Genomic DNA, 24,497 nt, shown 5'->3' with positions numbered 1-24,497 from the left:
TACCACAAAAGCTACCCCATTTATTCTAAAAATATTTGTCGATGTTGAGGGTCAAAATCATAAATGCTCCGAGCAAATGACCTGCGCTCATGCAAGCCAGAAATGCCGGTACGCTAACATTGTTGAACAAAGACGGGAAGGGCAAAGGCATTTTCGGCCCGACGTGGGGATACCAAATTCGGCGGCTGAGAACTAGCAATGCTAAGATATTGCAAACAAACATCACCAGAGGCTTTTGCCAATCTCCTGATGCTGTGTCAGTCACTGTCGATGCTACTACTGCCAGTAAATTTGAGTTAATCATCGTTGATGCTCCTATTTTTCATAAATTATCAGAAATGCTCGATGAGATTTCTTGCCAAAAATACAGCAGGGGCGATCGCCTTTACGCCATAAATATCTGTTGCTATTAATATTCACCGCGCCAGCTACAGCGCCCCCACCCGTAATCGTCGAATCACAGCAAGAAGTCTTTTAATGCCATTCAAAAGTAACGAAAGATACAAAGGGACAAAACCATACTCGCTGCCATTTGTAACTTTTAGCCTGTCTGGCAGTGGCGGCATTTACTCACGCTGCCAGACAGGAAACACACCTACTCATTACTGAGCAATGTAGGTAGGCAGAAAGTGGAGAATGTCGCGCAGAACGCTAAATCCAGCAGCATCCCAGAGCAAATAAGCTAAGAAACCGATCATCGCTAAGCGACCGTTCCAAAGTTCTGCTTGTGGGTTGAAGCCAAACAAGAAGGCATTCCGATCTTTGCCGTTGTAAGCATTAGCTGTAGGAGGCAGGTTAGTAGGACGAGTTTCCATGTTTTTACATTCCTTAACAATGTTTCGCTTCTCATGGTAGCGGCCTAATTTCTGCTTTGCTATCTGTCTCTAGGCCCAAGATACACACAAGTCTAAAGGAGGATTTGGAAACGGAAAAAAAAATGTTAAGTTTTGTTTCGCGAGATTTTTCAGCGATCGCCTGTATCTGTAGATACTAAATACAAGTGCAAGTTGAGATTGCTGCTGTGACAAGCCCGATCGCGCTGCCGCGACAAACAACGGCGCTTTTGACTCGTCAGTAGATTTGAGATTTGAGATTTACTCTACAGATGAATCTGGAAGCTCTAAAATTTTGGCAGACTCACGACTGTTGTCGGAAAGCAAGTATCCGTTTTTGAGCTCGCTCAGACTGAATCCGCGAAATCCTAGAAGCAAGAAAATTTAGTAAATTTAAACTCAAAAGCCGAACACATAGCGCGGGAGTTAATTAAAATAGGAGATAAACAGATCGATCGGGAGAAACAGTTATCGAAACCATCTACGGCCATCTTCAAGGTTTAAAGTCCAGCCAGCTCAAGCAACTCGAAAAGCTGTACCACCAGCGACTACCGGGCGATCGCATTACCACTGCAGAATTCGCCCAGCGCGTCGCCGCCATCAGCACGGAAATAGACAAACCAATCTGCACCTACATCAACCGCCGCGGACAAGTAATTCGCGTCGGCGTCGGTTCACCCCGCCAAACCCAGATTGCACCCTTAGAATTACCCCGGTATGGGGGAGGTCGCCTCAGCGGCATTCGCTGCATCGCTACCCACCTAAAGCCAGAAAGCCCAAGCGAAGCAGCCCTCACAGCAATGGCTATTCAGCGCCTGGACGCCCTCGTTTGGCTGACACTGACGGGGGGAGGATTTCAGCGCCGGGGCGGTGGTGCGACTGGTTACATCCAAGAAACTTATCTCGCTCACCTGGTACCCCAGGGAGATCAGCCCAATTTTGAGTTCTCTGTTTTGAGCGCTCAGTTAGAACCAGATTCAACTGATGAAATAGAAGAGCCTTCAATTCCCAAGTCACTCATTCAAACTCCACACTTTCCCTGGAAAATATCAGAACCTCTGAATTTGGAAGAACTCGCTGACCAAGACTTTCTGGATTTGGTGGAAGGACTCGAAGCAGAGTTTGAAGCAGAGTTTGTCGCGGGGGAGGTCGATGCAGACCAAGACAAAGTGCTGTTGGTAGGTGTAATGACTCAGCACATGACTCAGTTGGAGTTTGAGGACGGGCTGGCAGAAATCACGCGGCTGGTTGAAAGCGCCGGCGGTCAGGTTCTGCAAACAGTGCGCCAAAAACGATCGCGCCCCCATCCGCAGACAGTGGTCGGCGAAGGCAAAGTTCAGGAAATTTCCCTGACCGCTCAGACGATTAGCGCTAACCTCGTGGTATTCGATCGCGACCTGGCACCCGCACAAATACGTAACTTGGAAACTCAGATAGGTCTTCGCGTTGTCGATCGAACAGAGGTAATTCTCGACATCTTTGCCCAAAGAGCTCGATCGAGCGAGGGTAAACTACAAGTCGAACTCGCTCAGCTAGAGTATGCCCTGCCCCGGCTCAGAGGTCGCGGTCAGGCAATGTCGAGACAGGGTGGTGGCATCGGTACCAGAGGCCCTGGGGAAACCAAGCTAGAAACAGAACGGCGGACGATCGCCAAACGCATTTCTCGATTGCAACAAGAAGTAAATCAACTGCTGGCGCACCGCTTCCGGCTGCGGCAGAACCGCCATCATCACGATGTACCCTCAGTGGCGATCGTTGGCTACACTAACGCCGGTAAATCTACTCTGCTCAACCTGCTCACAAATTCCGAAGTCTATGCCGCCGACCAGTTATTTGCCACCCTCGACCCCACAACTCGACGGTTGACCATTCCTGGCACTGTCACTAGGGAACCGCTATCGATCGTCCTCACAGATACAGTGGGCTTTATTCGCGAACTGCCTCCCGCCTTGATCGACGCTTTCCGGGCTACCCTCGAAGAAGTCACTGACGCCGATGCTTTGCTGCACCTCGTCGATCTCTCCCATCCCGCGTGGCAGAGCCAAATTCGATCGGTCATGAATATTTTGACAGATATGCCCGTAACTCCGGGCCCAGCCCTTGTAGTCTTTAACAAAATAGATGCCGTAGATGGAGAGACTCTCGCCCTCGCCCGAGAAGAATTTCCTCAAGCAGTATTTATTTCGGCCGCCAAAGGTTTGGGGATGGAAACTCTCCGCGACAGACTAGCTCAGCTCATTCAATACGCCCTCTACCCTCGGTAAATACTTAAATATTCCTTTTGAATAGTTGACATGGGGGAATATACGTACATATACTGAGGACAGATTTAGTCGAAATATGAGATGATAAAAGAGTAGTCAGATTGTGCATGGCAAAGTACAATACAGCAGCTCTATTTGGCGAGCGGTTAAATAATTAATTCCCGGAGGCCGCGGTCAAGGTAAAAAGACTCTTTGTTAATGGCTGTAAGGGCTGTTGGTTCAGAGGTAGCAAAAAGATGTTGCTTAACTGTTGCTTAACTGTTGGTTAACTCTGTGCAAACTACCTGTCTGTGCAAACCTCTGTGCAAACCACGGTACGGGATGTCAAGGTAAAAGAGAATAATTTTATTAAAGTGTTTGGGCACTTACCTCAAGCGCTATACTATCTTTTACAGACATCCGCGAGAGAATACATCTTATTGATTGTAAATTGATTGTAAGATTGATTGTAAGAACTCTAAAATCCTTGCCCGTCGTACAGCGCTAATCTCTAGGACTATTTCTATTTTTCGATTTTACCACTGTTTAACTAAATAGTTATGTGTACGCCACTGGCAAAACTAGCAATTGGACTCTCTGCCACAATGGCAACAGCGTTTTACTATCTAGCTGCCGCCCCTCCGGCAGCTGCAGTAGATGTCTGCGGTCCGGGAAATTATTCTACTGCCTGTGCCCCCCCGCCGGCACCCACCCCAACGGCATCGGAGAGCCCATTGGCGACCCAGCCCCGTTTATCCCAAATATACAGAACTACACCTTCGAGAAATGCAACTTCTATTCCGGAACCGGGTACTGCGATCGCAGTCCTACTGACAGGTGCAGGTATGATATGTTCCTGCAGAAAGCGAAACAATCAGGTTGGTCCGCAGCGCTAGGCAGGCTGATGACCAACCTGTTTGCCTTTAAAATGTCTCCGTTTTTTTTAAGCGAGGATATTTGTTTACTTAAATTTATATAAAAAATAAAAAGTTGTATAAAAAATAACTTGACACCTAGCTTGTGCGCTGCAAATAAAGCCGGATGTTGAAGGAAGAAAGCGATAGCGACTTCAATCAGGGTAAAAAAAAGGAAGAAGGCAAATGCACTTCCCTGCAAGGGTTTTAGCAATGAATAACCTCCGGTGCAACAGATAAGGTTGCTATATATAATAAAAATTAAAATATAAAAATTAAAATAAGATTGGTTAAGATCAATGCTTCGCACAGTTTTTGAGAACCCACCGTATAATAAGGGTTTCAAGGCTCCTAGGCAAGTTTGCTACCAACGAAAAATCGAGGGTTTCAGCCTAGGAAGTAAAAAAAGTCCGCACTAGGGTTAAGATTAAAATTAAAAAATATTGTTATTGTTTGAGCGTCCCATGACCCCTAAAGTAGAAATTTACACTTGGAGAACCTGCCCGTTTTGCATTCGTGCCAAAGCACTGCTGAAACGAAAAGGGGTTGATTTCACAGAGTACGCGATCGACGGAGATGAAGCGGCACGGGATCAAATGAGCGATCGAGCCCACGGAGGTCGCACCCTGCCCCAGATATTTATTAACGACCAACACATAGGCGGCTGCGACGACATCCACCAACTCGATACTCAAGGCCTGCTAGATCCGCTGCTAGCAGCAAAATGAGGCATTCCCTGTGGAATTTTCAATTAGCCCAAATTTTTAGGCGACCAATTCTTAATTTTAACTGACAATGAAATTTGCATTCATCATCGATCCCCTCGCGCGACTAATTCCAGGACACGATACCAGCGTAGCGCTGATGGAGGCAGCTCAAGAGTTGGGTCACGAAGTCTGGGCGACTCAAGCCAACGAATTAAGCGTCATCGGCGGCAAAACCTGGGCAATGCTCAGTCGGGTAGCCCTCACCCCAGTAAAAGTGGTAGAGGGACGCTGGGAGGCGGCTGAGGCTTGGTACCAGGTAGAACATCCTACTTTGCAGCCTCTGGAAGCAATGGACGCTGTATTTATGCGGACAGATCCCCCAGTCAACATTCCTTACCTTTACGCTACTTACCTTCTAGATGGCATCGATCCGGCTAAAACTTTGGTAGTTAACAGTCCCAAAGGATTGCGGGCGGCGAATGAAAAGATGTATGCTTTGCAATTTGAGGGAGCGATTCCTGAGACAATTGTTTCTCAAAACAAGCAGGTAATTCGGCAATTTGTTGAGAAAAAAGGAGCAGCAGTTCTTAAACCCTTGGGCGGCAAAGCTGGCGAGGGGATTTTGTTTTTGGAAGCGGACGATCGCAATCTTAACTCCCTGGTCGAAATTAGCACTCAACAAGGGCAAATTCCAGTGATGGTTCAGACTTATCTGCCGGAAGCCAAAGAGGGAGACAAGCGGATTATATTGTTAAACGGCAAGCCGATCGGTGCTATCAACCGCATTCCCACGGGCAATGAATTTCGCGGCAACATGGCCGTCGGCGGCCGAGTCGCAAAAACCGAAATTACCGATCGCGAACTGGAAATTTGCACTCAGTTAGAACCAGTGCTGCAACGGGACGGACTGTACTTTGTCGGCATTGATATCATTGGCGGTTATCTCACAGAAGTTAATGTCACCAGCCCTACAGGGATCAGAGAAATTGACTTGTTTGAGGGCGTTAATTTGGGGAAACAAGTAATTGAATGGGTGGAGAAGGAAGAAGGAAAGCACGACACGGATTAGGACACGGATACACGGATTAATTATCGAGCGTTCCTTCTGATTTTGAAGTTATTAGTTATTAGTTAGTTGCTACCAATACCTAATACTTCGGTTACGCGGTTCATGAACGAAGTCGCAGGGCAGCACAAGTTCCCAATTCCCAATTCCCAATTATTAAATTATGTCAAAAATTGGCGTTGCAGTAGTCGGTACCGGTTTTGGTCAAAAAGTACACATTCCCGGATTCCAGGCCCATCACCGGACAGAGGTTGTGGCTGTTTATCACCGGAATTTAGACAAAGCAAAGGATCTCGCCTCTACCCACAATATCCCCTACGCTTGCGACTCGATCGCCGATATAGTAGCCATCCCAGAAGTGGCGGGAGTCAGCATTTCCACACCGCCCTTTTTGCATTATGAAATGGCAAAAACCGTCTTGGAAGCAGGCAAGCATTTATTATTAGAAAAACCCACAGCCCTGACAGCAAATGAAGCCAGGGAACTTTACCGATTGGCAAACAACGAATCTCAAACCGATTTTAAAAATGGTGGTTCGAGAGCAATTGCCACAATGGACTTTGAGTTTCGCTTCATCCCCGCATGGCAAATGCTAGCAGAACTATTGGCAGCAGAATATGTGGGAGAAAAGCGTTTAATTAAGATTGATTGGCTGGTATCGAGCCGCGCTGATGCGAGTCGCCCCTGGAATTGGTACGCGCAAAAAGAGCGAGGCGGCGGAGTTTTGGGCGCGACTGGTTCTCACGTTTTTGATTATATTAGCTGGCTGTTCGGCCCGCCACAGAGGCTTTCTGGGCAATTGATTACAGGAATTTCGCGGCGGCCAGATCCGAATGATTCGGGAAAATTAAAATTAGTTGATGCAGATGATTCTTGCACGTTGATGTTGGAATTAGCTGGGGGAACGCCTTGCCAAGTTTGTTTGAGTTCTGTTACGTATCAAGGGCGGGGACACTGGGTGGAAATATACGGGAGTAAGGGTACGTTGGTGTTGGGAAGCGACAACCAGCAAGATTACGTCCACGGATTTCGCTTGTGGGGTTCCCAAGGTGGAGAACCTTTAGCTGAAATCAAAATTCCTCAAAGATTGGAGTTTCCTCAAGTTTATCCAGACGGGAGAATTGCACCGTTTATTCGAGTAGTAGATAGGTGGGTTGAAGCAATAGATGCAGGTAAATCCTTGATACCGTCCCTCAGAGAAGGGGTTTACTCGCAGTTGTTGATGGATTTGACCCAGGAGTCGAATGCTACGGGGACTTGGGTAGATTTACCGAGTATTGATAAATTTTTGGGCACTAAGTAAAAACTCCCAAAGCAATCTCTCGCACTCGATCGCACCCCAAACCCGATAAACTACAAATAGAGAAACTCAATCCCACCCTATATCAAGAGTCGGTAGTTGTCAGTAACGAGCGGGCTAAAGCCACGCTCGCTTGTAAGAGCGATCGAGCAAGCTGTACTGACCAGCTATCGCCTTAACTGGCTACGTTATTTAGGTCACGACACCCGCTTGATGCGAAGCTAGTCCCTTGCTCTGTCGCTAGTAGTTAAACAGCCTTAAAGTCACGCTCGGCAGTGCTGCCAGCCGGCGCAAGCCTCTATAACATTGGCGAAGCTAACATTACCCCGCAAGGGAGATCGAGGCAACCATACCTCACCAGAGGGGCAACCATACCCCTCTACCCCGCAAGGGGATTCAAAGCGATTGAAATCGCCGGGTCGTTTTCCTCTCAGGACTAAAGTCTCTGAGCTTCCCACTTACCGAGCTTTTTTGTGAATGGCGCGCCCTGAAAGTCCTTGCCTCAGTATAGCGATCGCTCGCCTGAGAACCGCTGGGGCAAACCATTTTGCCACTTGGGTTCTACAAGCTCCTTATCCCAGCGGGTACGTTCACCACGACTGTATGTGGCCCGATACCCTCTCCCAATCTTGGAAAGCTTGGCAGGAAATGTTTTCGCCCTCCGGGACAATTCACGAATTGCCCCTAAATCCTGATGGCAGTTTGGTCTCGCCAGAAAACAACCAGAATATACTGGCAGAAACTGAACAACGAATACCGACGCCCTCTGTGCCCCTCCACCTCGGTCAAGGGGGGTGGGGCGACAAGGGGGATCAGCATCCGCCTCGGCCACCGGCAAGCTACAGCAGTCGCCTGATGCAGCATTTGGGGATTAATCTTTGGCAGTGGCTGTTTGAAGGGCCGATTCAGGGTAGTCTGCAGGAAAGTAAAGGTATCGCGATCGGGCAAAATCTACCCCTGCGAGTGCGCGTAGACTTGCGCGAACCGTATTTAATTGCTTTACCTTGGGAAATTATGCAGCCTCAAGCTGGTCAACCAGCAATTTCTCTGTCGCAGCAATTGCTTTTTAGCCGCACTACCAGCAATGTTGAACCTTTGCCACCCCTGCATCCTGCGGAGTCGCTCAACATTTTGCTAGTTTTGGGACAAGCAGAACCAGGCGGCGGTGCTAATTCTCAATTTTCCAACAGTAATAACGGTCATTTGCAGTTGGGAGAAGAAGCACTCGCCCTAGCTGGCATTCTGGAAAGTGCTTTTCAAACCGACGACAGCGGCAAATATTTTGACATCAGCGTTCCGACTCGCGTCGATACTCTGATCGAACCTACTGCGGCGGAACTCATTTCTCGGCTGGAAACGCAAACTTACAACATTCTGTTTTACGCCGGCCACGGGATACCGGGCCCCGACGGCGGTTTGCTGTTTTTGGGGCCGGAAACGGCGATTAATGGCACTGAACTGGCTCAAGTATTAGTTCGGTGCCGCGTGACTCTGGCGGTGTTTAATGCCTGCTGGGGAGCTCAGCCGGCGGTGGAGAGGTGGCACTCAACTAACGGCCAGCAACAGGCGATCGCCCGCAGCAGTTTGGCTGAGGTACTGATCCATCACGGGGTGCCTGCGGTGTTGGGGATGCGGGACTCGATCGCCGATCGCGAGGCCCTGAGTTTTATCCAAACTTTTGCCCAAGCTTTGGCCGGACGGATGTCGATCGATCGGGCAGTCGCCGTCGCCAGACAGCAGTTACTGACGCTCTACAAGTTCAATCAACCGGCTTGGACGCTGCCTGTGCTGTATATGCACCCTGAGTTTGACGGTCAGCTAACTGAGCCGGTAGATGACCTGAAAACTGAGTTGCCTTTAAATTCTTCTACTTGGCTGGGACGGTTGCCGTCTTGTGCTTATTTGCGGGGGCGCGATCGACCCAATGGCAAATCCACCGACTCGAGCAATCAGGTTTGGCCCATTCGCGCAGGTATGGTTCGAGTCGGACGCTGGGAAGAAAACGACGTAGTGATTCGAGAACAGTGGGTTTCTCAAAAACACGCCGAGATTTTCTGCCGAAACACGATCGGAGATAGCCGGGAAGAACCTAGCTACTTCCTGCGCGATTTTTCTCGCTACGGGACTCTAGTTTTGGGCTCTGAGGGATGGCAGAGAGTTCACCACCAAGAATTGCTGCTACGCAGCGGGACTCAGCTAAAATTTGGCAGTTCTCAAGGTCAGATTTTTGAGTTCACTATTGAGGTTCCTAAAACTTCGGGCTACAGTGAGACTGATTGCGGAACGAATTAAGGTGCGGGTGTAGCTAATGAAGACAAGCGGCGAGTAGCACAGCAAAGTTCTAGGCGTTAAGTCTCCAGTCTGAATTTAAGAGAGTTACTCACCACTGATAGCTCGGCACTAGCTCTTGGCACAGTCCCCCCTCTGTCTTTTCCTTTTCCCACTTAGGTATTACATCATGGCTACCCAATCTACTGATTCTGAATATTTTCGCGATTCTCAAACTCAGGCCCAGATGGAACTTCTCGCCACAATTGTTCAGACTGATGTTGCTTACCCCTGGAATCCTGCACAGCTTGAATCGGAATCTTATTTAACTGCCCTAGAGCAGGAATTTGCGCTATCTGATTCATTCAGCGACAGCGATATTGCCCTGAAGTCCCAAGTTTTATTCTCGCAATTAGAACAAGTTTGGCTGACGACTTCTCTGCAAAAGTCTTTGCGCGAGAAATTTGCTCGCGTTCCTCAAGATTTTCTGGCCAGCATCGCTCAAAGCGTGCAAAACGCCACTGTTAAGTATCAATCTTTAGCTGACCAAATGGTAGAGTGCGTCTTAGATATTTTGCCTCAGTGGGCTGAGGAAGATTTGCAGGTGTTGGCACGTCCTTTGGCTTATGCCATGCGAGATGTGGATTCGGAAGGGGGAGAATTAGTGATGGCTACTAAAAGACCTTGGGCCCAATTGTCGGAAATAGAACAAGCCAGAGTTAGTTTGGCTGTCGCCCGCTATGCAATCTCGCAATTAGAAATTGCTGATTAGTTTTTGGATGGCTAAATTTTTGTGCTGCGATCGCGGTAATTTTTTTAAATTAATATAAAATTAATCTACCTTTAGTTAGATGTCAAATTCGGCTAATTGTTAAATCCTAGGGATTGCTATAGTTTGATATAGCAATCCTATTTGATTTGTAGAGTAGCACCAATCCGTAGTATTTCGGCGTAATCCGAGGTATTGCAGCTACTCCAGACCACTCAAAGCGAGTAATCGTTATCTCTAAGCGTTTAAGTTCACACCTTGGGATTCGCTAGTTCCAAGCTCTGTAAGTAGATTGTTAAACATCCGAGATTGGTTAGAGGAAGTGCAATCTGCATAGTACCGAGAAGATAACAGGGTTGAAGCAAACTTTACTTTTAGGAAGCAACGCCAAAATGTTGAAACCCAATTTCGTTTTTGTAATTGATGCCAACAAGAAACCGCTGACACCATGTAAGCCTTCTATGGCGAGACGTTTATTATCGATGGGTAGAGCGTCTGTTTTTAGAAGATATCCGTTCAGCATCATTCTCAAAAAAGAGGTTGCAGATATTCCTAAACCCGTCACAATTAAACTAGACCCCGGTTCTAAAACCACAGGGATTGCTCTTGTTCAAAACGACAAAGTAATCTTTGGTGCTGAGTTGACTCATCGCGGTCAAGCCATCAAAGCATCTTTAGAATCCCGTCGTTCTCTACGTCGGGGGAGGCGTTATCGTCACACTCGCTATCGGCAAGCACGGTTTCTCAATCGCACCCGCCCTTCAGGTTGGTTGCCTCCAAGTTTGCAGCATCGCGTAGAAACTACTTTGACATGGGTGAATAAATTAATCAAATTTGCACCCATCAGTGAGATCGTTCAGGAGCTTGTCAGATTTGATTTACAACAACTTGAAAACCCAGAAATCTCAGGCATTCAGTATCAGCAAGGCATTTTATGTGGGTACGAAATCCGCGAGTATTTATTGAATAAATGGAACAGGAAATGCGCTTACTGCGACGTGACTGACACACCATTGCAAGTCGAACACATCCAGCCCAAAGCAAAAGGTGGCACAAATCGGATCTCCAATCTGTGCCTGGCTTGCGAGAAATGCAATCTCAAAAAAGGGACTCAGGATATTAGCGTTTTCTTAGCCAAAAAGCCAGATGTTCTGCGATCGGTTCTAGCTCAAGCAAAACGCCCATTAAAAGACGCGGCGGCTGTCAACTCAACCCGATGGGCATTGTTCAACCGACTCAAAGAAGCGGGTATTCCTGTCTCCACAGGTTCGGGTGGTCTGACCAAATACAACCGCACTCGATTAAGCCTGCCTAAAACTCACTGGTTAGATGCGGCTTGTGTGGGTCAGATTGATTCCTTGGAGATGCTCGCCTTACAGCCCTTGCTGATTAAATCAACAGGACAAGGGAATCGACAGTCCACTAGAAACGATAAATACGGTTTTCCTTGTGCCAAGCCTAGACAGTCTTTTACTCATTGTAGGACTGGTGATATTGTTGCCATTCAGCTTCTAGAAGACCGCAAGCGATTCCAATCAGGACTTTACGTTGGACGGGTCAAGACTCCAACAGATAAAGGTGTTGAGATTAAGATCGGTAATTTTAGACTAAGTACAAAAGATATGAGCAACGTCAAATTCTTGCACAAACAAGATGGCTATCAATATGCGTCAATCAACTCCGCTTTACTCCAATAAAGGCGTTTCTAGTAATTAGACAAGATATAGCCTTTCTCTGTAACATGAGGTGCACGCTTGATAAGCGGGCATAGGCCTCCGTGGGCATAGGCCTCCGTGGGCATACCTCACCAAGATTGAGAACTGGTGTAATTTTTTTTGAACTATAGCAAGCGCGCCCGACGTTTATGACTGAGATGTGGCAGAATTTTTAGTAAGATTTTTATGGGCGGCGTCGCAGAAACGGCCCCCAAGAAATATTTTTTATTATGGAACAGGCCGGAAAGCCTGTTACGGACATTGCTGAAATCCTTGCCGAATATTGCTTCTGACCGAAAGCATCCAGGATACAAGCCCCCCAATTTATCCGGGGGGTCAATGCTTCAATTCTTTAATCTAAAATCTAAAATCTAAAATCGATTGACTTCTCTCCTCGGTAACTAAAGCCTTCTTCCTTCTTCCTTCTGCTATATTTGGCCAGGTTTGGACTCGCTTAGCAGTTTGGCAACAGCAAGCAAGATGAATTATCATACAAGGGTCAGAATGTTAAAAAATGTAAAAATAGTAATTGGGGAGTGTCGGAATTTTCAACTGAAGTAAAAAGTGGACAGCAGGAAACCCTTACTGTGGCATGCACGATCGGGACTTTAAAATTATTTTATGACAACTTCAAGATTTGATTTTCAAGACTTGAAACGCCGCTTTGGGCGGATTTCGCGGGTGCAGACGGCAACGCTAGTCGTGTTGGGGGTGGTTGCTTTCGCAGGTGCGATCGCCGCAGCCTGGTTTGGCAGTGAAGGTACAGTCAGCGGTATTTTTGCCACAATTAACATTTGGCAGCAAAACCCGCCTGTGTGGCTGCAAGTGCCTGCTACGAGCAAGATGTATTTGTTACTGCCGACTTTTATGCTGGTTTCGACCGCTTTAGCTGCAATTAAAATTTCGCCTCAACCGCAGAAATGGTCGCGCGCTGTGGTAGTTGCAATAGTTCTGGCTTTAACGATTCGCTACGTTTTATGGCGATCGCTCGCTACTCTAAATTTAACCGATCCCCTCAACGGTATCTTTAGTTTGGGGCTGTTTTTCCTAGAAATGTTACTGGTTTTTAACAGCAGTATTCAATTGTATTTAATGCTGAGAATGAAAGACCGGCGTCGAGAAGCCGATCGCATGGCAGTTGCAGTGGAAGCTGGAAACTTCACCCCGCCCGTAGATATTTTTATCCCAACTTACAACGAACCGGCTTTCATTTTACGGCGCAGTGTAATCGGCTGTCAAGCCTTAGATTATCCCAACAAAAAAGTATATTTGCTCGACGATACCAAGCGGCCTGAAATCAAGTTGCTGGCAAAAGAACTGGGATGCGAGTATATAACCAGACCCGATAATATTCACGCCAAAGCTGGAAACATCAATCATGCCACAGCCCTAACAAATGGAGAACTAATTGTAGTTTTCGATGCAGATTTTATTCCCACTAAAAACTTTTTAACTCGCACAGTTGGATTTTTTCAAAATCCCGAGATCGCCCTCGTTCAAACACCGCAAAGCTTTTACAATCACGACCCCATCTCCCGGAATTTAGGTTTAGAAAATGTGCTCGCGCCGGAAGAAGAAATCTTTTATCGGCAAATTGAAATCATCAAAGACAGCGCCGACAGCGTAGTTTGTTGCGGTACATCTTTTGTTGTGAGGCGAAGTGCTTTAGAAGCAGCGGGAGGCTTGGTCACAGATTCAATCTGCGAAGATTATTTTACCGGAATTCGGCTGTCAGCAACCGGATATCGCTTAGTTTATTTAGATGAAAAATTGAGTGCTGGTTTGGCGGCTGAAAGTATAGAGGCTCATCTAAATCAAAGGCTACGCTGGGCGCGAGGCACGCTTCAGGCATTTTTTATTGATTCCAATCCTTTAACAATTCGCGGTCTCAGATTCGTACAAAGGCTGTCTCATTTGGAAGGATTGTTGCACTGGTTTACCAGTTTAACCAAGGTTTTATATCTGTTGATACCTTTAGCTTATTCATTTTTTGGCATAATTCCTTTGCGGGCAAGTGCGCGGGAATTGCTGTACTTTTTCCTGCCTTACTATTTGGTGCAACTGACTGTGTTTTCTTGGCTGAACCGCAGATCGGGATCGGCTTTGCTTTCGGATATTTATTCGTTCGTCCAGTGTATTCCTTTAGCGGTGACGGTGGTGAGTTCCATGCTGAATCCGTTTGGGAAAGGGTTTCAGGTGACGCCAAAAGGAATGGCGAGCGATCGCTTTCGTTTTAATTGGAATTTGGGATGGCCTTTGATTGTCTTGTTCGCAGCTACAGCAGTCAGTTTGTGGCACAATTTCAACATTAATTTAGTTAAAAATGTTGGCACCGTACAGTCAATATCAGAAAGTGCAGATTTGTCAAAAAGCCTGGGTTGGGGATGGATTTGGAGCGCGTACAACCTGCTGATGCTGGGGATTGCCTTGCTGATTTTGGTGGATATTCCTAAGCCGGACATTTACGAATGGTTCAATTTACGCAGGGTTGTACAACTGAATATTGGCGGTCAAAGTTTTTGGGGTGTAACCACTGTAATTTCGGAAAGTGGCGCGGAAGTTGCTTTGACACAGTGGCCAAGTTTTGCGGTGAAAAATAAAGGCAGTAAAGAGAGTTTTACAGCAGCAGACATTTTGCCAAAATATGCCGTTCCGACAACTTTATCCCAGGGTAAAATAAAAGCGCTCCCTCGCAGTGCGACAGTCAAAGCAAGGAGATATGTAGGGCCGTCTGTTGTTGAGTTTGGCACTGAGCGTCCTTTGGCAAAAGGTTTGATTGATTGCGATTCGGCGACTTTGGAAATTATGGAAGAGAACTGTTTTATTCCTGTGGCTAAGATTGAGTTGGTGAGCGATAAATCTCAGTGGGAGTCGAGTTTTCGGGATGAAAAGGAGTGCAGTTTTGCGGAATTTCCCACTGTGCGAATTGCGTTCGATCGCCTGAACATTAGCCAGCACCGCTGTTTGATCGAAATGCTGTACTGTCGCCCGGGCCAGTGGCAGCGCCAGGAAACTCCCGGAGAATGGCGATCGTTGTGGCTGTTGTTGAGAATTGCTTTGAAACCGAGGGCTGTTTTTGAGAGGAATAGGGCAGTTAGGGCGATCGCAGTTTCGCAACTTTAGATCGAGTTTCCATCCCGCGCGGCTTGCACCAAACCTTTATCGCGCTAACAAAAAATCCCATCAAGCTGCCCCCGCCAAGGAAGAATGGTAGATTTTATAGCAACCGCCAAGACGGTTAGGACTTGTTAGGAATGAGAATTAAATAACTTAGAATTTTGATGGTTCTTGTGGGATGGGCGTCCCGCCCGTCCAGAAAGGGCGGGCGGGACGCCCAACTCACAAACTTGTGTAAATTATTTAATTCGCGATCCTTAATGGCTGACACGATTGATTTTATTGCTTCTTCCTTCTTCCTTCTGCTAAGCTGTTGCGCGTTTAAATTGCATATTCGGGACGGGCTCGCGTGCCCATCCCACAATAATTTGAGTGATTTTTGACACACAATTTAAATGGAGAACAGCTTATACATAGACAAATGACCAGAACTTGTTTTTTAATTAATCGGCACAAATTCGTAACCGTAACTGGTGCGATTTCCGGGTTTAACAGTTACTAATTGAACTGCGCGATTACGATCGCCCGAAGGTAAAAACCGAATCGGGCCGGATGCTCCATTTGCCGAAAAATCTGACGCCGATAACGCTTGTTGAATGCCTGTACGAGTCGGATTGCGCTCTAAACCGGCAATTAACGCGATCGCCGCATCGTAGGCTAAAGCTGTGCGCCAACTTACTTCAGCATTCCAAAGTTGTTTGGATGTTTGGGGAAAGTTGGACTGCGGATCTGCGAGAATGTGCCAAGGAACAGCCAGCACCATATCTGTTGCTCCTGCGCCACCGATTTGCAGTGTTTTAGCAGTATAAGCACCGTCTCCCGCTAGTAATGGCAGCCGTTTGGCGTTTACTTGCACTACTTGCAAAGCTTGGTCGATCGTGGCTGAATTGGATGCTAACATAATGACTTCTGCTCCTTGGGCGATCGCACTTTTAACACTATCAGCGGCATTAAAATTGCCCTTAGCAAAGTCAAATTCTGATACTATTTGTCCGCCATCTCCGTAAACTGCAGTAGTGAATTCATCTTTTAAAGATTTGCTGTAACTGCTGGCAGAATTAAAAAATACAGCAGCTTTTTGCTTTTGCAATTTTTCCACCATATAACGGGAAAGAGCATTAGCTGCAAACCGATCGCTCGGCACTGTCCGAAATATATTGTTGGCAACTCCTGAGAGCTGCACTGACGTACTTGTTGGAGAAATTGCTACTAATTGTTTTTGCTGGTAAATCTTGCTAGCTGCTAGCGTTGTATCTGAACCAAAATGCCCAATTACTCCTATAATCTCCGAATTATTTGCTAAAGCAGTAGCAATTTGGGCAGCCATTTCTTGGTTGTTGTCATCCTTAGCAATTAGCACTTTTAATGGAGTCCCGCTAACGCCGCCTCTTTGGTTGATTTCATTTTGAGCTTGAGCTACGCCCCGCAGAATTTCTAGAGCCGCATTGATATCGCCTCCAATGGGAACTGCGGCGGCAATTGTGTAGGATTTCCGATCGCCGATGCGGGCGTTGTTGAGGTAAATTAAGGCTTCGGGATCGTTGCGATTGGTTTTCAGCGAAGCTTGTAAGTCGGAAATAGCTGCGTTATAGTTGCCAGATGCGATCGCCTGTACTGCTGCTTGTTTAGTTGTTGTGGCTTGCTCTGGAATTAACACTTTTTGTCCGGCACTCAGACGCTGCTCAATTGCCTGATCTGACTGCGACGAATTAGTCGGAGGCTTGGGAAATGTCGGATTTTGGGGTGATAAACCCCCGACATTGATGCCGCCTCGGCTTGTCAGCCACCAAATACCTGCACCGGCTAGTCCGATCGTAATTAGGAGGGATAAGATGAGAACAGCAGTTTCATTTTTTTGTGACATAATTTTACATTTTTAGATTTTTGAAATAACGAAGTCATTAGTCATTGTCATTAGTTATTAGGAGCAAGTAAAAAACCTTGATCGAGGAGAAAAAGTGATTTTAACTTGGCGATCCCGAATTGATGTATGGTGCGTCAGATAGGGTAATTTTATCTATCAATTGATGCTTTCGGAGCTGAGGCACCATGCAAGCCTAAAATCCAGTAGTCACTACTCCCTTATTATATGCGATCGCCCGGACATGATATAATTCAGTAACATTGGCCTAGTAAAAATAGCGCTCGCACTGTTTAGTCTGAATGCCTTCAAGGTGGTTCCACCAGAAAAGTGCAGGAATTTTTATAAGTTACCGATTCAAAGATTAGTGAACCCTACCCTGCAAGAGCGCCACTTCCTCCATTCCCAATTTAGTTAAGCAGGCAAGAAATGATAACTGGTGGATTAGATAAAACGCTGAGTGTTGGAACTGAATTATACAATCTAAGGTGAGTAAACCTGAGAACTACCTTGAATAACACCTAGGGGGTAACTCTTCATTCCTGTATTTAGTTACAAATTTTTACGTTAAAGTTGGGTATATATCATAAACCTTTAAAAAAAAGCTTTTCTTAATGATATCTTTATTTTTCTCCGCGAGTGGCAGTGGGAGGGAGGCTGTAACAGCAAAGGGTTGGGTAAAATAATTAAAGTTTGTTGAAATTTATAAAAATAGCTGCAATACTTTGTAATGTAAAGAGGAAAGTTGAAAAATATCTAAAGACAAACTAATTGGATTGCGATGTCGCTAAGGTAGTATATATGACGGTTTGTCACCGAAAAAGAGTGTTAAGCTCAGCTAAGCTCAGCAAAAGTAAAAGCTCGCTATTTCATTAAGTTCGATCGATAACAAAGGCTAAGGTAAAGTTCATGGCAAACTCAGTTGTAAATCAGCCAAACGCAGCAGGAGTGCAGTGGCAGCCACAAGATATTATCCGCGGTCTAGTGTGGAAAATTGCGATCGCAACCTGGCTGTTAATGGCAGTAGGCAGCGCCACGCGAGTCATGAATGCGGGGCTCGCTTGCCCCGACTGGCCGCTGTGCTACGGTCAATTAATACCTGCAGCGCAAATGAATTTGCAGGTATTTCTGGAATGGTTTCACCGATTGGACGCAGCAGCGATTGGCCTGAGCGCGATCGCACTTTTAGGACTATCTTTGTTTTACCGCAGCCGCCTGCCAAAATGGCTGCCTTGGGCGAGCGCCGGAGCACTATTTTTAATCGTTTTTCAAGGCGTATTGGGCGGCTTGACAGTAACACAACTGCTGAGATTTGACATCGTTACCGCTCACTTGGGAACAGCTTTACTATTTTTTGGCGCCCTGCTAGTCATCGGTTTCATGCTGACTCCCTACCAAGCTACAGGAAATGTCGGCAAATTAGCTTGGGTAAGTTCGATCGCAGCATTGTTAGTTTACCTGCAAAGTTTGCTAGGAGCATTAGTAGGCTCTAGATGGGCACTGCACCAATGTTTGGACTCCTCAGAATTGTGCTCGGTAATGAACAGCCACATCGCCGGTATCGTACCAGCTACAGCAGCGACTTTAGCAGTAGCAGTCATGGCTTGGCGGCAGCCTGCACTGAGTCCAAATTTGCGAAAACTGGCTAACTGGGCGAGTGTTTGCCTAATGGCTCAATTAGTTCTGGGATTAGCAACATTCCGGCTGCACCTTCAGGTAGAACCGCTGACAGTCGCCCACCAAGCAGTCGGTGCTGCTTTGCTGGGAACCCTGATAGCTTTTAGTGTTTTAGCTTGGCGCGATCGAGTTTTATCAGCTTGAGAGTAATATTATGTCCGGTAGCATCGTTATTATTATAATCCAAGGTCTTGTAGGGGCGGGTTCACCATCATTCTCGATAAAAGCCAACAGTTTCCTAAACCCGCCCCGCCCAGACAAGCACCAATCAACCGGACACTCTCTAAAACGCAGATTTATCTATTCCTTGAGTAAGAGAGGGCTGATTTATCTCTCGTCGGTGGGGGCGGGTTTATTAATCCTTTTAGCTACGGCAGATATCTCTCGTAAAACCCGCCCCTACGAACCAATGACAACTAACTGACAACTGAAAACTAACAACTAATAACCGATGCAAGAAGTTCTTACAAACAATAGCCCCCGTCTCCACGAAAACTTTTCGCAAGTCGTGAAAAGTTACTATCAACTAACAAAACCCAGAATTATTTTACTGCTGCTAATCACGACATCAGCAGGAATGTGGATGGCGGCCAAAGGAGAAGTAGATCCGCTATTACTGGTATCAACTATTACTGGAGGCGCTTTAGCTTCTGCGTCGGCGAATACGATTAATTGTGTCTACGACAGCGACATCGATTATATCATGGAGCGCACCCGGTGGCGGCCGATTCCTTCGGGGCGTGTCAAGAAGCGGGATGCTTTGATATTTGCGATCGCCCTAGCTACAATATCCTTTACATTGCTCACAGTTGTTGCCAACTTATTAGCGGCATTGCTAGCAATGTCAGGCATCCTTTTCTATGTCCTAATTTACACCCACTGGCTGAAGCGTCACAGCGTGCAAAACATCGTCATCGGCGGTGCAGCAGGGGCGATTCCGCCGCTAGTTGGGTGGGCTGCGGTGACGGGAGATTTGAGTTGGGGTGCGTGGCTGCTGTTTGGGATTATATTCCTGTGGACACCGCCGCATTTTTGGGCATTAGCAATGATGATTCGCGACGAATACAAGGAAGTAGGCGTGCCCATGTTACCTGTAATTGAGGGCGACGAAGAGACAGCCCGCCAAATTTGGATTTACACGCTATTGATGATTCCTGCAACTTTGCTGCTAGTTTATCCCCTGAATTTAGCCGGCGCGGTGTATGCGGGAACAGCTATTTTCCTCGGTGCTATTTTTGCCCAAAAAGCTTGGTTGCTGTTGCAGACTCCAGAGGATAAGATTGTTGCGCGATCGCTCTTCAAATACTCTATTCTGTACCTGATGCTATTGTGCGCTGGAATAGTCGTTGACAGTTTGCCTGTGACTCATAATTTGACTACTGCTCTTGTACAAAATGTGCAAACTTTGATTAGTGCAGTTGTGATGTAGTAATTAGTTAAATTGCCATGATTAAAATGAAGCCCGCATCTTGCGGGTTTTGTTTATGGTAAAATAGCAATAGTCATTCTTCCATCTGCGTAAATCTGCGTAAATCTGCTTTAATCTGCGGTAAAAAAAAGAGCGAAAGAACATGACAGAAACCATTTAGCTAAATATAAAATCACATTCCAGCTACTTTGATCATCTTGAATAAATATACTAAGTGTAAAATTAAAATAGGAGGAAAGTTCTGATGGCTGAGAATACTGTGAAAGTAGACATCTCATTTCAATCACTGCTGGAAGCTATTTCGTCACTGGGAATTGCTGAAAGATACAAGATATGGGAATTTTTGGAAGCTGAATTATTCCCGGATGAGGACGATTATCCAGAAGATATTGCCGAAATTGAAGCGGCCCGTGCTGATTACAAAGCTGGAGATTACACAACTTTCGATCGATATATGGCCGGGCGGGCAAATAAATCGACATGACTTACACTATCCTTACCCCTAAAGCTGTACAAAAGCAGCTAGATGCCCTGCCCAATGATGTCTACGATCGTATCGCTGTCAAGATTTTGCAACTTGCCGAAAACCCGCGCCCAGATGGGGTGGTCAAGCTCAAAGGTGCTGACAATGAGTACCGTATTCGGATCGGTGATTATCGCGTTCGTTATGAAATCGGCGATGAAGAACTAATCATTCTCCTATTACAATGCAAACATCGGAAAGATGTTTACAAAGCATGATGTTTCTTCACCTACTATCTCACTCATGCTTCTTTACCAAAGTTGCTGTACAAAGCTTCAAGACGCTTGGCTTCTGCTGCTTGATGGAGCAAATCAGTTTCAATTTCTGCGGTGTTGGCATGATAGTAAGTTAATGCGGCGTAGACTTCGGCGAGGGTGAGATGAGAAATGCGATCGCAAATCTCTTCAGCATTCAATCCTCGCTTGTACCAGGTTACAATCCGGCGAACGGTAACACCTTTACCGAGGATGTGGGGACATCCACCGTGCAGTTCGGGAGTGCGTGTAATGAGCGTACCAATGTCAATAGATACTGCTGTGGTCATAAACTATGGAAGTTTGAAGGGACTGATCTCTATTACAGCATAGCGATCGCAGAATTATATCGCGGTGTGAATTTCGATCGATAAATGAAGTAAGCTAGAGATACAGGTTTCAAACAAAATCATGACTGAACTCCTTCAACAGGCGATCGCCCAAATCCAAAAACTCCCACCCGATCGGCAAGATGCGATCGCGGCTCGGTTTTTGGCAGAGTTGCAGGACGAGCAAAAATGGGAAACTCGTTTTGCTGACACGACAGACGATCAATGGGATCAGATGGCTGCAATGGTACGTCAAGAAATTGCGGGAGGAGAAACGGTTCCACTTGATGAGGTTTTCCCAACACAAAAATGAAATCAAGTGTTACAAAGTCATTTCGCACGCGGCTAGAGAGTCTTCCTGCATCAGTTCAGGAACAAGCCGATAAAGCTTATGCCCTTTGGCAGGATGATCCTTATCATCCAAGTCTTCAGTTCAAGCGAGTCAGTCAGAAGCAACCGATTTATTCTGCTCGTATCAGTATCAATTATCGTGTTTTAGGTTTATTGGAAGCCGATCGTATTTACTGGTACTGGATTGGTGTACACGACGAGTACGATGAATTGCTGAAACGGATGTAGTTTAAGGCGATCGAATTCGTCAACCCCCGCTACCGTAAATGGCGATCGCAGAATTATATCGCGGTGTGAGTTTTGGGCGATAAATGAAGTAAGCTAGAGACAAAGGTTTCAAAATAATTGTTAAATTTATTGCAGTAAGCAAGCGATGAGATTGTCCTAATGAGACTATTTTATGATGACACCAAATGTTGAAATTTTGAAAACAGAGTTCCGTGAATTCTGTGTAGATAATTTGGTGGTACGTAACATCAATGATATTTTTACTGCTGCTGGAATTGCACAGGGAAAATCCGAGAAGAATTCAAGTGGAACTCGTAGATCACTTGTTGAAGATTATTATGCTTCCCTAAATTGGGAAAGTATGGAGTCGATCCGAAAGTTTGTGAAAGTTTTAGAAAACACATTACTTATAAGTTGGATTAGTGAGGAGAGGAAACAAGAATTACGCTTGCTTTGTGAAAAGCACGGTTTTACAGTAGACAAGAATGGTTATAGAGTTTACCCTGCCAATCTGGGGGTAGGTAACAACGTTAAGAATTTGATTTTTGCAGCGACTGGATCAAAGCCAGAAATCATCTTCTCTGATTCAGTCAGCAACGATATTGAGATAGTCAAAAATGCGGATTATTGTCTCATATACGATCGTCCAATCAAGTCACACGGTCTTCTTTGGAAGGAGCTTGTTGATTGGTGGAGGGAGAGAGAACAACTAAATAACGAATCAGATAGAGAGGTCGGCCGAAAACTATATTCTCGTTTGGATAAATCATTTAGTTCTCAGCCGGAGAAGTTATTTTGGAGAAGTTATTTTAAGAAGTTTTATGAGTCATTCAACGAGAAACTTCCGGCTCTAGTCCCACAAGTTTATTTGCACTATGACCCGTATACACTTAAGCAGTTGCAAGCTCGGCGTCGCTTGGTGCGCCAAAGAATGGATTTTTTGTTTCTGCTATCAGATCGAATAAGGATAGTAATAGAAATTGACGGGAAGCAGCATTATGCTGAAGAAGATACAGCCAGTCCAAGGCTATATTCTGAAATGGTTGCTGAAGATAGACGGCTAAAGCTATGTGGTTATGAAGTGTATCGATTTGGAGGTTATGAACTTAATAACGAAAGTGAAGCGGAAATAATAGTAGAGCATTTTCTGGTCAACCTATTCAAACGTCACGATCTGATAGCACACGCAACCTAACAACGTTCAAATTCCAACCTAAAGGTGAATGCCATGCAAGCCAAACTTCAAGAACAACTTTCTCCTGCTGATGCCGAAGTTATTTTGGGACGTTTGCCAGAACGAATTAAAGCAGCTCTAATCGCGCGTGCTGCGGAAATTGAATATCCGATCGAAGCGCTGATCGAAATGGCGATCGCCAGTTTTCTCGACACAGAAGCATTAGGTTTCGTAGATTGCAAACCAGGACGCGGGCAGTAAAAGCGACAAGAGCTTTAAACCCCCGTTTTAGTTCGGAGATGAAATGCTCTACAGCAGGCGATCATTACTTTAGGCAGACGCAGGAGCCCCGCCAGGAAAGATACATTTTAAAGAATCTGTTGTTTTCATTACACAACCCCTTATTAGAAAAAGAGTTTCAGCGGTGAACTTAATATCTGCAGAGGAACTCAAAGCACTGGTACAACAATCTCCGGGATTGTGCGTATCAATTTATATGCCAGTCGCTCAAGGAACAGAAACTCAACAAAATCCGATTCGGTTCAAAAATTTAATCAGAGAGGCTGAACAAAAAATAGTAGAGTACGGATTTGACAAGAAAGAAGCGGTGGGATTGCTAGAGCCAGTCCGAGCAGAAGCAGCGATAAAATTTCTGCTGATTTGAAAGAAGCTGTTTCGGCTGCTTATTTTGGACGGGTCGATCGACTATTTGTGGCTCTTGGCGTTCATCAGTGGGGTACTTTTAATCCCGATACGAACGCGGTGCAAATCCACCCAGATGCAGAATTGGGCGACGAAGATTTGTTGAATGCCGCAGCAATTCAAACTATTCTCAACGGCGGAACTGTTTACGCGATGCCGCCGGAACAAGTGCCGGACGAGGCACCTTTAGCTGCTATTTTTCGCTATTAATTCACGAGGTTTAAAGCAATGGAATCTACTTCAATGACAAATTCCGACAAACAAAACCAAAGTAGCAGCGGCGATACCGAACGCTGGGCATCTTTAATAGGTGGCGGGGCGCTGGTGCTTTTTGGTTTGTCGCAGCGTTCTTTGAGAGGTGCTTTGCTGGCGGTTGCGGGCGGCGGTTTAGCGGCTCGCGGGCTGGGGGTTGTAGAGGGTTTGCAGTCGGCCGCAGATGCCAATCAAAGCATTAAAGTTGAAAAGACGGTGACGATCGACAAACCGGCGGATGAATTGTACCGTTTATGGCGCAATTTTGAAAACTTGCCTCGGTTTATGAAGCATCTCAAACACGTTACGGTAATCGATGAAACACGTTCTCACTGGATTGCTAGCGCGCCGATGGGCAATAGTGTGGAATGGGATGCAGAGATTGTCCGCGAAGAAGAAAATCGCTTAATTGCTTGGGCGTCTGTGGAAGGGGCTGATGTTGACAATTCGGGTTTTGTGCGCTTTCAAGCGGCACCAGCGGGACGCGGTACTGAGGTAAAAGTTGTCATCGAATACAACCCTCCGGGCGGTGCAATTGGTGCTGGTGCTGCTAAACTATTTGGCGAAGCTCCCGAACAGCAAATTGCAGATGATTTACGTCGCTTTAAGCAGTTGATGGAAGCTGGGGAAATAGCGACTACGGAAGGTCAACCTTCGGGCCGCAAGTAAGTATCGCACTTTTGGTGGTAAGCCCTTGTAGGAACACGGCGACTGTAGGGACTTAGGACAAGCCCATAGGTGTTCAACTTAAGCTTTTTGTCCACCAGTCCTCCCGCCCACACCTT

At 46.1% G+C, this 24,497-nt stretch carries 24 protein-coding genes; 19 read left to right on the top strand and 5 right to left on the bottom strand.

Translation table 11 applies throughout. The features are described from left to right. Positions 1-25: 25 nt before the first annotated feature. The 3 genes from QUB51_RS15975 to QUB51_RS15965 all read right to left on the bottom strand — a co-directional run bounded on the left by QUB51_RS15975 (position 26) and on the right by QUB51_RS15965 (position 1,452). Positions 26-304 (bottom strand): Photosystem I reaction center subunit PsaK, encoded by a 279-nt coding sequence (locus tag QUB51_RS15975; protein ID WP_333056695.1) that lies wholly within the window; start codon positions 302-304, stop codon positions 26-28. 298 nt (positions 305-602) lie between these two features. After that, positions 603-815, bottom strand: coding sequence for a chlorophyll a/b-binding protein (locus tag QUB51_RS15970; RefSeq protein ID WP_333056696.1), 213 nt, complete (start codon positions 813-815; stop codon positions 603-605). 511 nt (positions 816-1,326) lie between these two features. Continuing rightward, positions 1,327-1,452, bottom strand: a complete 126-nt coding sequence (locus QUB51_RS15965; protein ID WP_263053573.1) for a hypothetical protein — start codon at positions 1,450-1,452, stop codon at positions 1,327-1,329. 4 nt (positions 1,453-1,456) lie between these two features. Between QUB51_RS15965 and hflX the strand changes: the two genes are divergently transcribed. The 8 genes from hflX (at position 1,457) to QUB51_RS15925 (ending at position 14,938) form a co-directional block, all read left to right on the top strand. After that, positions 1,457-3,097 (top strand): GTPase HflX, encoded by a 1,641-nt coding sequence (hflX, locus tag QUB51_RS15960; RefSeq protein WP_333056756.1) that lies wholly within the window; start codon positions 1,457-1,459, stop codon positions 3,095-3,097. Between the two features lie 1,357 nt (positions 3,098-4,454). Continuing rightward, complete coding sequence (grxC, locus tag QUB51_RS15955; RefSeq protein WP_333056698.1) at positions 4,455-4,718, top strand: glutaredoxin 3; 264 nt, start codon at positions 4,455-4,457, stop codon at positions 4,716-4,718. Between the two features lie 67 nt (positions 4,719-4,785). After that, the gene (gene gshB, locus QUB51_RS15950) at positions 4,786-5,766 is read left to right on the top strand and encodes a glutathione synthase (RefSeq protein ID WP_333056699.1); all 981 of its coding nucleotides are present in this window, start codon (positions 4,786-4,788) and stop codon (positions 5,764-5,766) included. A gap of 160 nt (positions 5,767-5,926) precedes the next feature. Next, positions 5,927-7,066 (top strand): Gfo/Idh/MocA family oxidoreductase, encoded by a 1,140-nt coding sequence (locus tag QUB51_RS15945; protein ID WP_333056700.1) that lies wholly within the window; start codon positions 5,927-5,929, stop codon positions 7,064-7,066. Between the two features lie 474 nt (positions 7,067-7,540). After that, positions 7,541-9,355 carry a CHAT domain-containing protein gene (locus tag QUB51_RS15940; protein ID WP_333209773.1) on the top strand — a complete coding sequence of 605 codons (1,815 nt, stop codon included), beginning with the start codon at positions 7,541-7,543 and terminating at the stop codon, positions 9,353-9,355. A 166-nt stretch (positions 9,356-9,521) separates the two neighbouring features. Next, on the top strand, positions 9,522-10,103 hold the full coding sequence (locus QUB51_RS15935; RefSeq protein WP_333209775.1) for a hypothetical protein: 582 nt from the start codon (positions 9,522-9,524) through the stop codon (positions 10,101-10,103). 389 nt (positions 10,104-10,492) lie between these two features. Further along, the gene (iscB, locus tag QUB51_RS15930) at positions 10,493-11,797 is read left to right on the top strand and encodes an RNA-guided endonuclease IscB (RefSeq protein WP_333209835.1); all 1,305 of its coding nucleotides are present in this window, start codon (positions 10,493-10,495) and stop codon (positions 11,795-11,797) included. A gap of 639 nt (positions 11,798-12,436) precedes the next feature. After that, entirely contained in the window at positions 12,437-14,938 is a 2,502-nt protein-coding gene (locus QUB51_RS15925) for a glycosyltransferase family 2 protein (RefSeq protein WP_333209777.1), read from the top strand. A gap of 433 nt (positions 14,939-15,371) precedes the next feature. On the opposite strand, the gene QUB51_RS15920 is transcribed toward QUB51_RS15925, so the two are convergent. Beyond that, positions 15,372-16,796, bottom strand: a complete 1,425-nt coding sequence (locus tag QUB51_RS15920) for an ABC transporter substrate-binding protein (protein WP_333259077.1) — start codon at positions 16,794-16,796, stop codon at positions 15,372-15,374. Between the two features lie 906 nt (positions 16,797-17,702). On the opposite strand from QUB51_RS15920, the gene QUB51_RS15915 reads away from it, so the two are divergent. From QUB51_RS15915 to QUB51_RS15900, 4 genes are all read left to right on the top strand, one after another. Next, positions 17,703-18,614: a heme A synthase gene (locus QUB51_RS15915; protein ID WP_333259080.1), complete on the top strand. Its 912-nt coding sequence runs from the start codon at positions 17,703-17,705 to the stop codon at positions 18,612-18,614. A 307-nt stretch (positions 18,615-18,921) separates the two neighbouring features. Beyond that, positions 18,922-19,899 (top strand): heme o synthase, encoded by a 978-nt coding sequence (locus QUB51_RS15910; RefSeq protein ID WP_333056708.1) that lies wholly within the window; start codon positions 18,922-18,924, stop codon positions 19,897-19,899. A gap of 244 nt (positions 19,900-20,143) precedes the next feature. Further along, the gene (locus QUB51_RS15905; RefSeq protein WP_333056710.1) at positions 20,144-20,383 is read left to right on the top strand and encodes a hypothetical protein; all 240 of its coding nucleotides are present in this window, start codon (positions 20,144-20,146) and stop codon (positions 20,381-20,383) included. Next, positions 20,380-20,640 carry a type II toxin-antitoxin system RelE/ParE family toxin gene (locus QUB51_RS15900; protein WP_333056712.1) on the top strand — a complete coding sequence of 87 codons (261 nt, stop codon included), beginning with the start codon at positions 20,380-20,382 and terminating at the stop codon, positions 20,638-20,640. The genes QUB51_RS15905 and QUB51_RS15900 overlap by 4 nt, the downstream gene beginning before the upstream one ends. Before the next feature lie 23 nt (positions 20,641-20,663). Here QUB51_RS15900 and QUB51_RS15895 read toward each other — a convergent pair whose 3' ends face one another. After that, a complete protein-coding gene (locus QUB51_RS15895; RefSeq protein ID WP_333056713.1) occupies positions 20,664-20,966 on the bottom strand; it encodes a DUF433 domain-containing protein in 303 nt (100 codons plus the stop codon). Positions 20,967-21,087: 121 nt separating this feature from the next. Here QUB51_RS15895 and QUB51_RS15890 point away from each other — a divergent pair, with 121 nt between their 5' ends. From QUB51_RS15890 to QUB51_RS15860, 7 genes are all read left to right on the top strand, one after another. Then, complete coding sequence (locus QUB51_RS15890; protein ID WP_293208071.1) at positions 21,088-21,318, top strand: hypothetical protein; 231 nt, start codon at positions 21,088-21,090, stop codon at positions 21,316-21,318. Then, positions 21,315-21,584 (top strand): ParE family toxin-like protein, encoded by a 270-nt coding sequence (locus QUB51_RS15885; protein WP_333056714.1) that lies wholly within the window; start codon positions 21,315-21,317, stop codon positions 21,582-21,584. The genes QUB51_RS15890 and QUB51_RS15885 overlap by 4 nt, the downstream gene beginning before the upstream one ends. Before the next feature lie 172 nt (positions 21,585-21,756). Next, a complete protein-coding gene (locus QUB51_RS15880; RefSeq protein WP_333259083.1) occupies positions 21,757-22,779 on the top strand; it encodes a DUF559 domain-containing protein in 1,023 nt (340 codons plus the stop codon). A 33-nt stretch (positions 22,780-22,812) separates the two neighbouring features. Further along, positions 22,813-23,019, top strand: a complete 207-nt coding sequence (locus QUB51_RS15875) for a hypothetical protein (RefSeq protein ID WP_333056716.1) — start codon at positions 22,813-22,815, stop codon at positions 23,017-23,019. A gap of 163 nt (positions 23,020-23,182) precedes the next feature. Further along, complete coding sequence (locus QUB51_RS15870; RefSeq protein ID WP_333056717.1) at positions 23,183-23,422, top strand: hypothetical protein; 240 nt, start codon at positions 23,183-23,185, stop codon at positions 23,420-23,422. Next, positions 23,419-23,670 (top strand): hypothetical protein, encoded by a 252-nt coding sequence (locus tag QUB51_RS15865; RefSeq protein ID WP_333231423.1) that lies wholly within the window; start codon positions 23,419-23,421, stop codon positions 23,668-23,670. Before QUB51_RS15870 ends, QUB51_RS15865 begins: the two co-directional genes overlap by 4 nt. 18 nt (positions 23,671-23,688) lie before the next feature. Further along, positions 23,689-24,381 carry an SRPBCC family protein gene (locus QUB51_RS15860; RefSeq protein WP_333231425.1) on the top strand — a complete coding sequence of 231 codons (693 nt, stop codon included), beginning with the start codon at positions 23,689-23,691 and terminating at the stop codon, positions 24,379-24,381. Positions 24,382-24,497 lie beyond the last annotated feature (116 nt).

The organism is Microcoleus sp. AT8-A3 (assembly GCF_036705675.1).
Lineage (GTDB): Bacteria > Cyanobacteriota > Cyanobacteriia > Cyanobacteriales > Microcoleaceae > Microcoleus.
Note: the sequence above shows the minus strand (reverse complement) of the source record. Positions and strands in the feature narration are given on the sequence as shown.

What these genes read in the sequence shown, in the direction of transcription:
- QUB51_RS15975 (WP_333056695.1), bottom strand. Translation starts at nt 304, where the DNA reads ATGATTAACTCAAATTTACTGGCAGTAGTAGCATCGACAGTGACTGAC.
- QUB51_RS15970 (WP_333056696.1), bottom strand. Translation starts at nt 815, where the DNA reads ATGGAAACTCGTCCTACTAACCTGCCTCCTACAGCTAATGCTTACAAC.
- grxC (WP_333056698.1), top strand. Translation starts at nt 4,455, where the DNA reads ATGACCCCTAAAGTAGAAATTTACACTTGGAGAACCTGCCCGTTTTGC.
- gshB (WP_333056699.1), top strand. Translation starts at nt 4,786, where the DNA reads ATGAAATTTGCATTCATCATCGATCCCCTCGCGCGACTAATTCCAGGA.
- QUB51_RS15945 (WP_333056700.1), top strand. Translation starts at nt 5,927, where the DNA reads ATGTCAAAAATTGGCGTTGCAGTAGTCGGTACCGGTTTTGGTCAAAAA.
- QUB51_RS15940 (WP_333209773.1), top strand. Translation starts at nt 7,541, where the DNA reads ATGGCGCGCCCTGAAAGTCCTTGCCTCAGTATAGCGATCGCTCGCCTG.
- QUB51_RS15935 (WP_333209775.1), top strand. Translation starts at nt 9,522, where the DNA reads ATGGCTACCCAATCTACTGATTCTGAATATTTTCGCGATTCTCAAACT.
- iscB (WP_333209835.1), top strand. Translation starts at nt 10,493, where the DNA reads ATGTTGAAACCCAATTTCGTTTTTGTAATTGATGCCAACAAGAAACCG.
- QUB51_RS15925 (WP_333209777.1), top strand. Translation starts at nt 12,437, where the DNA reads ATGACAACTTCAAGATTTGATTTTCAAGACTTGAAACGCCGCTTTGGG.
- QUB51_RS15920 (WP_333259077.1), bottom strand. Translation starts at nt 16,796, where the DNA reads ATGTCACAAAAAAATGAAACTGCTGTTCTCATCTTATCCCTCCTAATT.
- QUB51_RS15915 (WP_333259080.1), top strand. Translation starts at nt 17,703, where the DNA reads ATGGCAAACTCAGTTGTAAATCAGCCAAACGCAGCAGGAGTGCAGTGG.
- QUB51_RS15910 (WP_333056708.1), top strand. Translation starts at nt 18,922, where the DNA reads ATGCAAGAAGTTCTTACAAACAATAGCCCCCGTCTCCACGAAAACTTT.
- QUB51_RS15905 (WP_333056710.1), top strand. Translation starts at nt 20,144, where the DNA reads ATGGCTGAGAATACTGTGAAAGTAGACATCTCATTTCAATCACTGCTG.
- QUB51_RS15900 (WP_333056712.1), top strand. Translation starts at nt 20,380, where the DNA reads ATGACTTACACTATCCTTACCCCTAAAGCTGTACAAAAGCAGCTAGAT.
- QUB51_RS15895 (WP_333056713.1), bottom strand. Translation starts at nt 20,966, where the DNA reads ATGACCACAGCAGTATCTATTGACATTGGTACGCTCATTACACGCACT.
- QUB51_RS15890 (WP_293208071.1), top strand. Translation starts at nt 21,088, where the DNA reads ATGACTGAACTCCTTCAACAGGCGATCGCCCAAATCCAAAAACTCCCA.
- QUB51_RS15885 (WP_333056714.1), top strand. Translation starts at nt 21,315, where the DNA reads ATGAAATCAAGTGTTACAAAGTCATTTCGCACGCGGCTAGAGAGTCTT.
- QUB51_RS15880 (WP_333259083.1), top strand. Translation starts at nt 21,757, where the DNA reads ATGATGACACCAAATGTTGAAATTTTGAAAACAGAGTTCCGTGAATTC.
- QUB51_RS15875 (WP_333056716.1), top strand. Translation starts at nt 22,813, where the DNA reads ATGCAAGCCAAACTTCAAGAACAACTTTCTCCTGCTGATGCCGAAGTT.
- QUB51_RS15860 (WP_333231425.1), top strand. Translation starts at nt 23,689, where the DNA reads ATGGAATCTACTTCAATGACAAATTCCGACAAACAAAACCAAAGTAGC.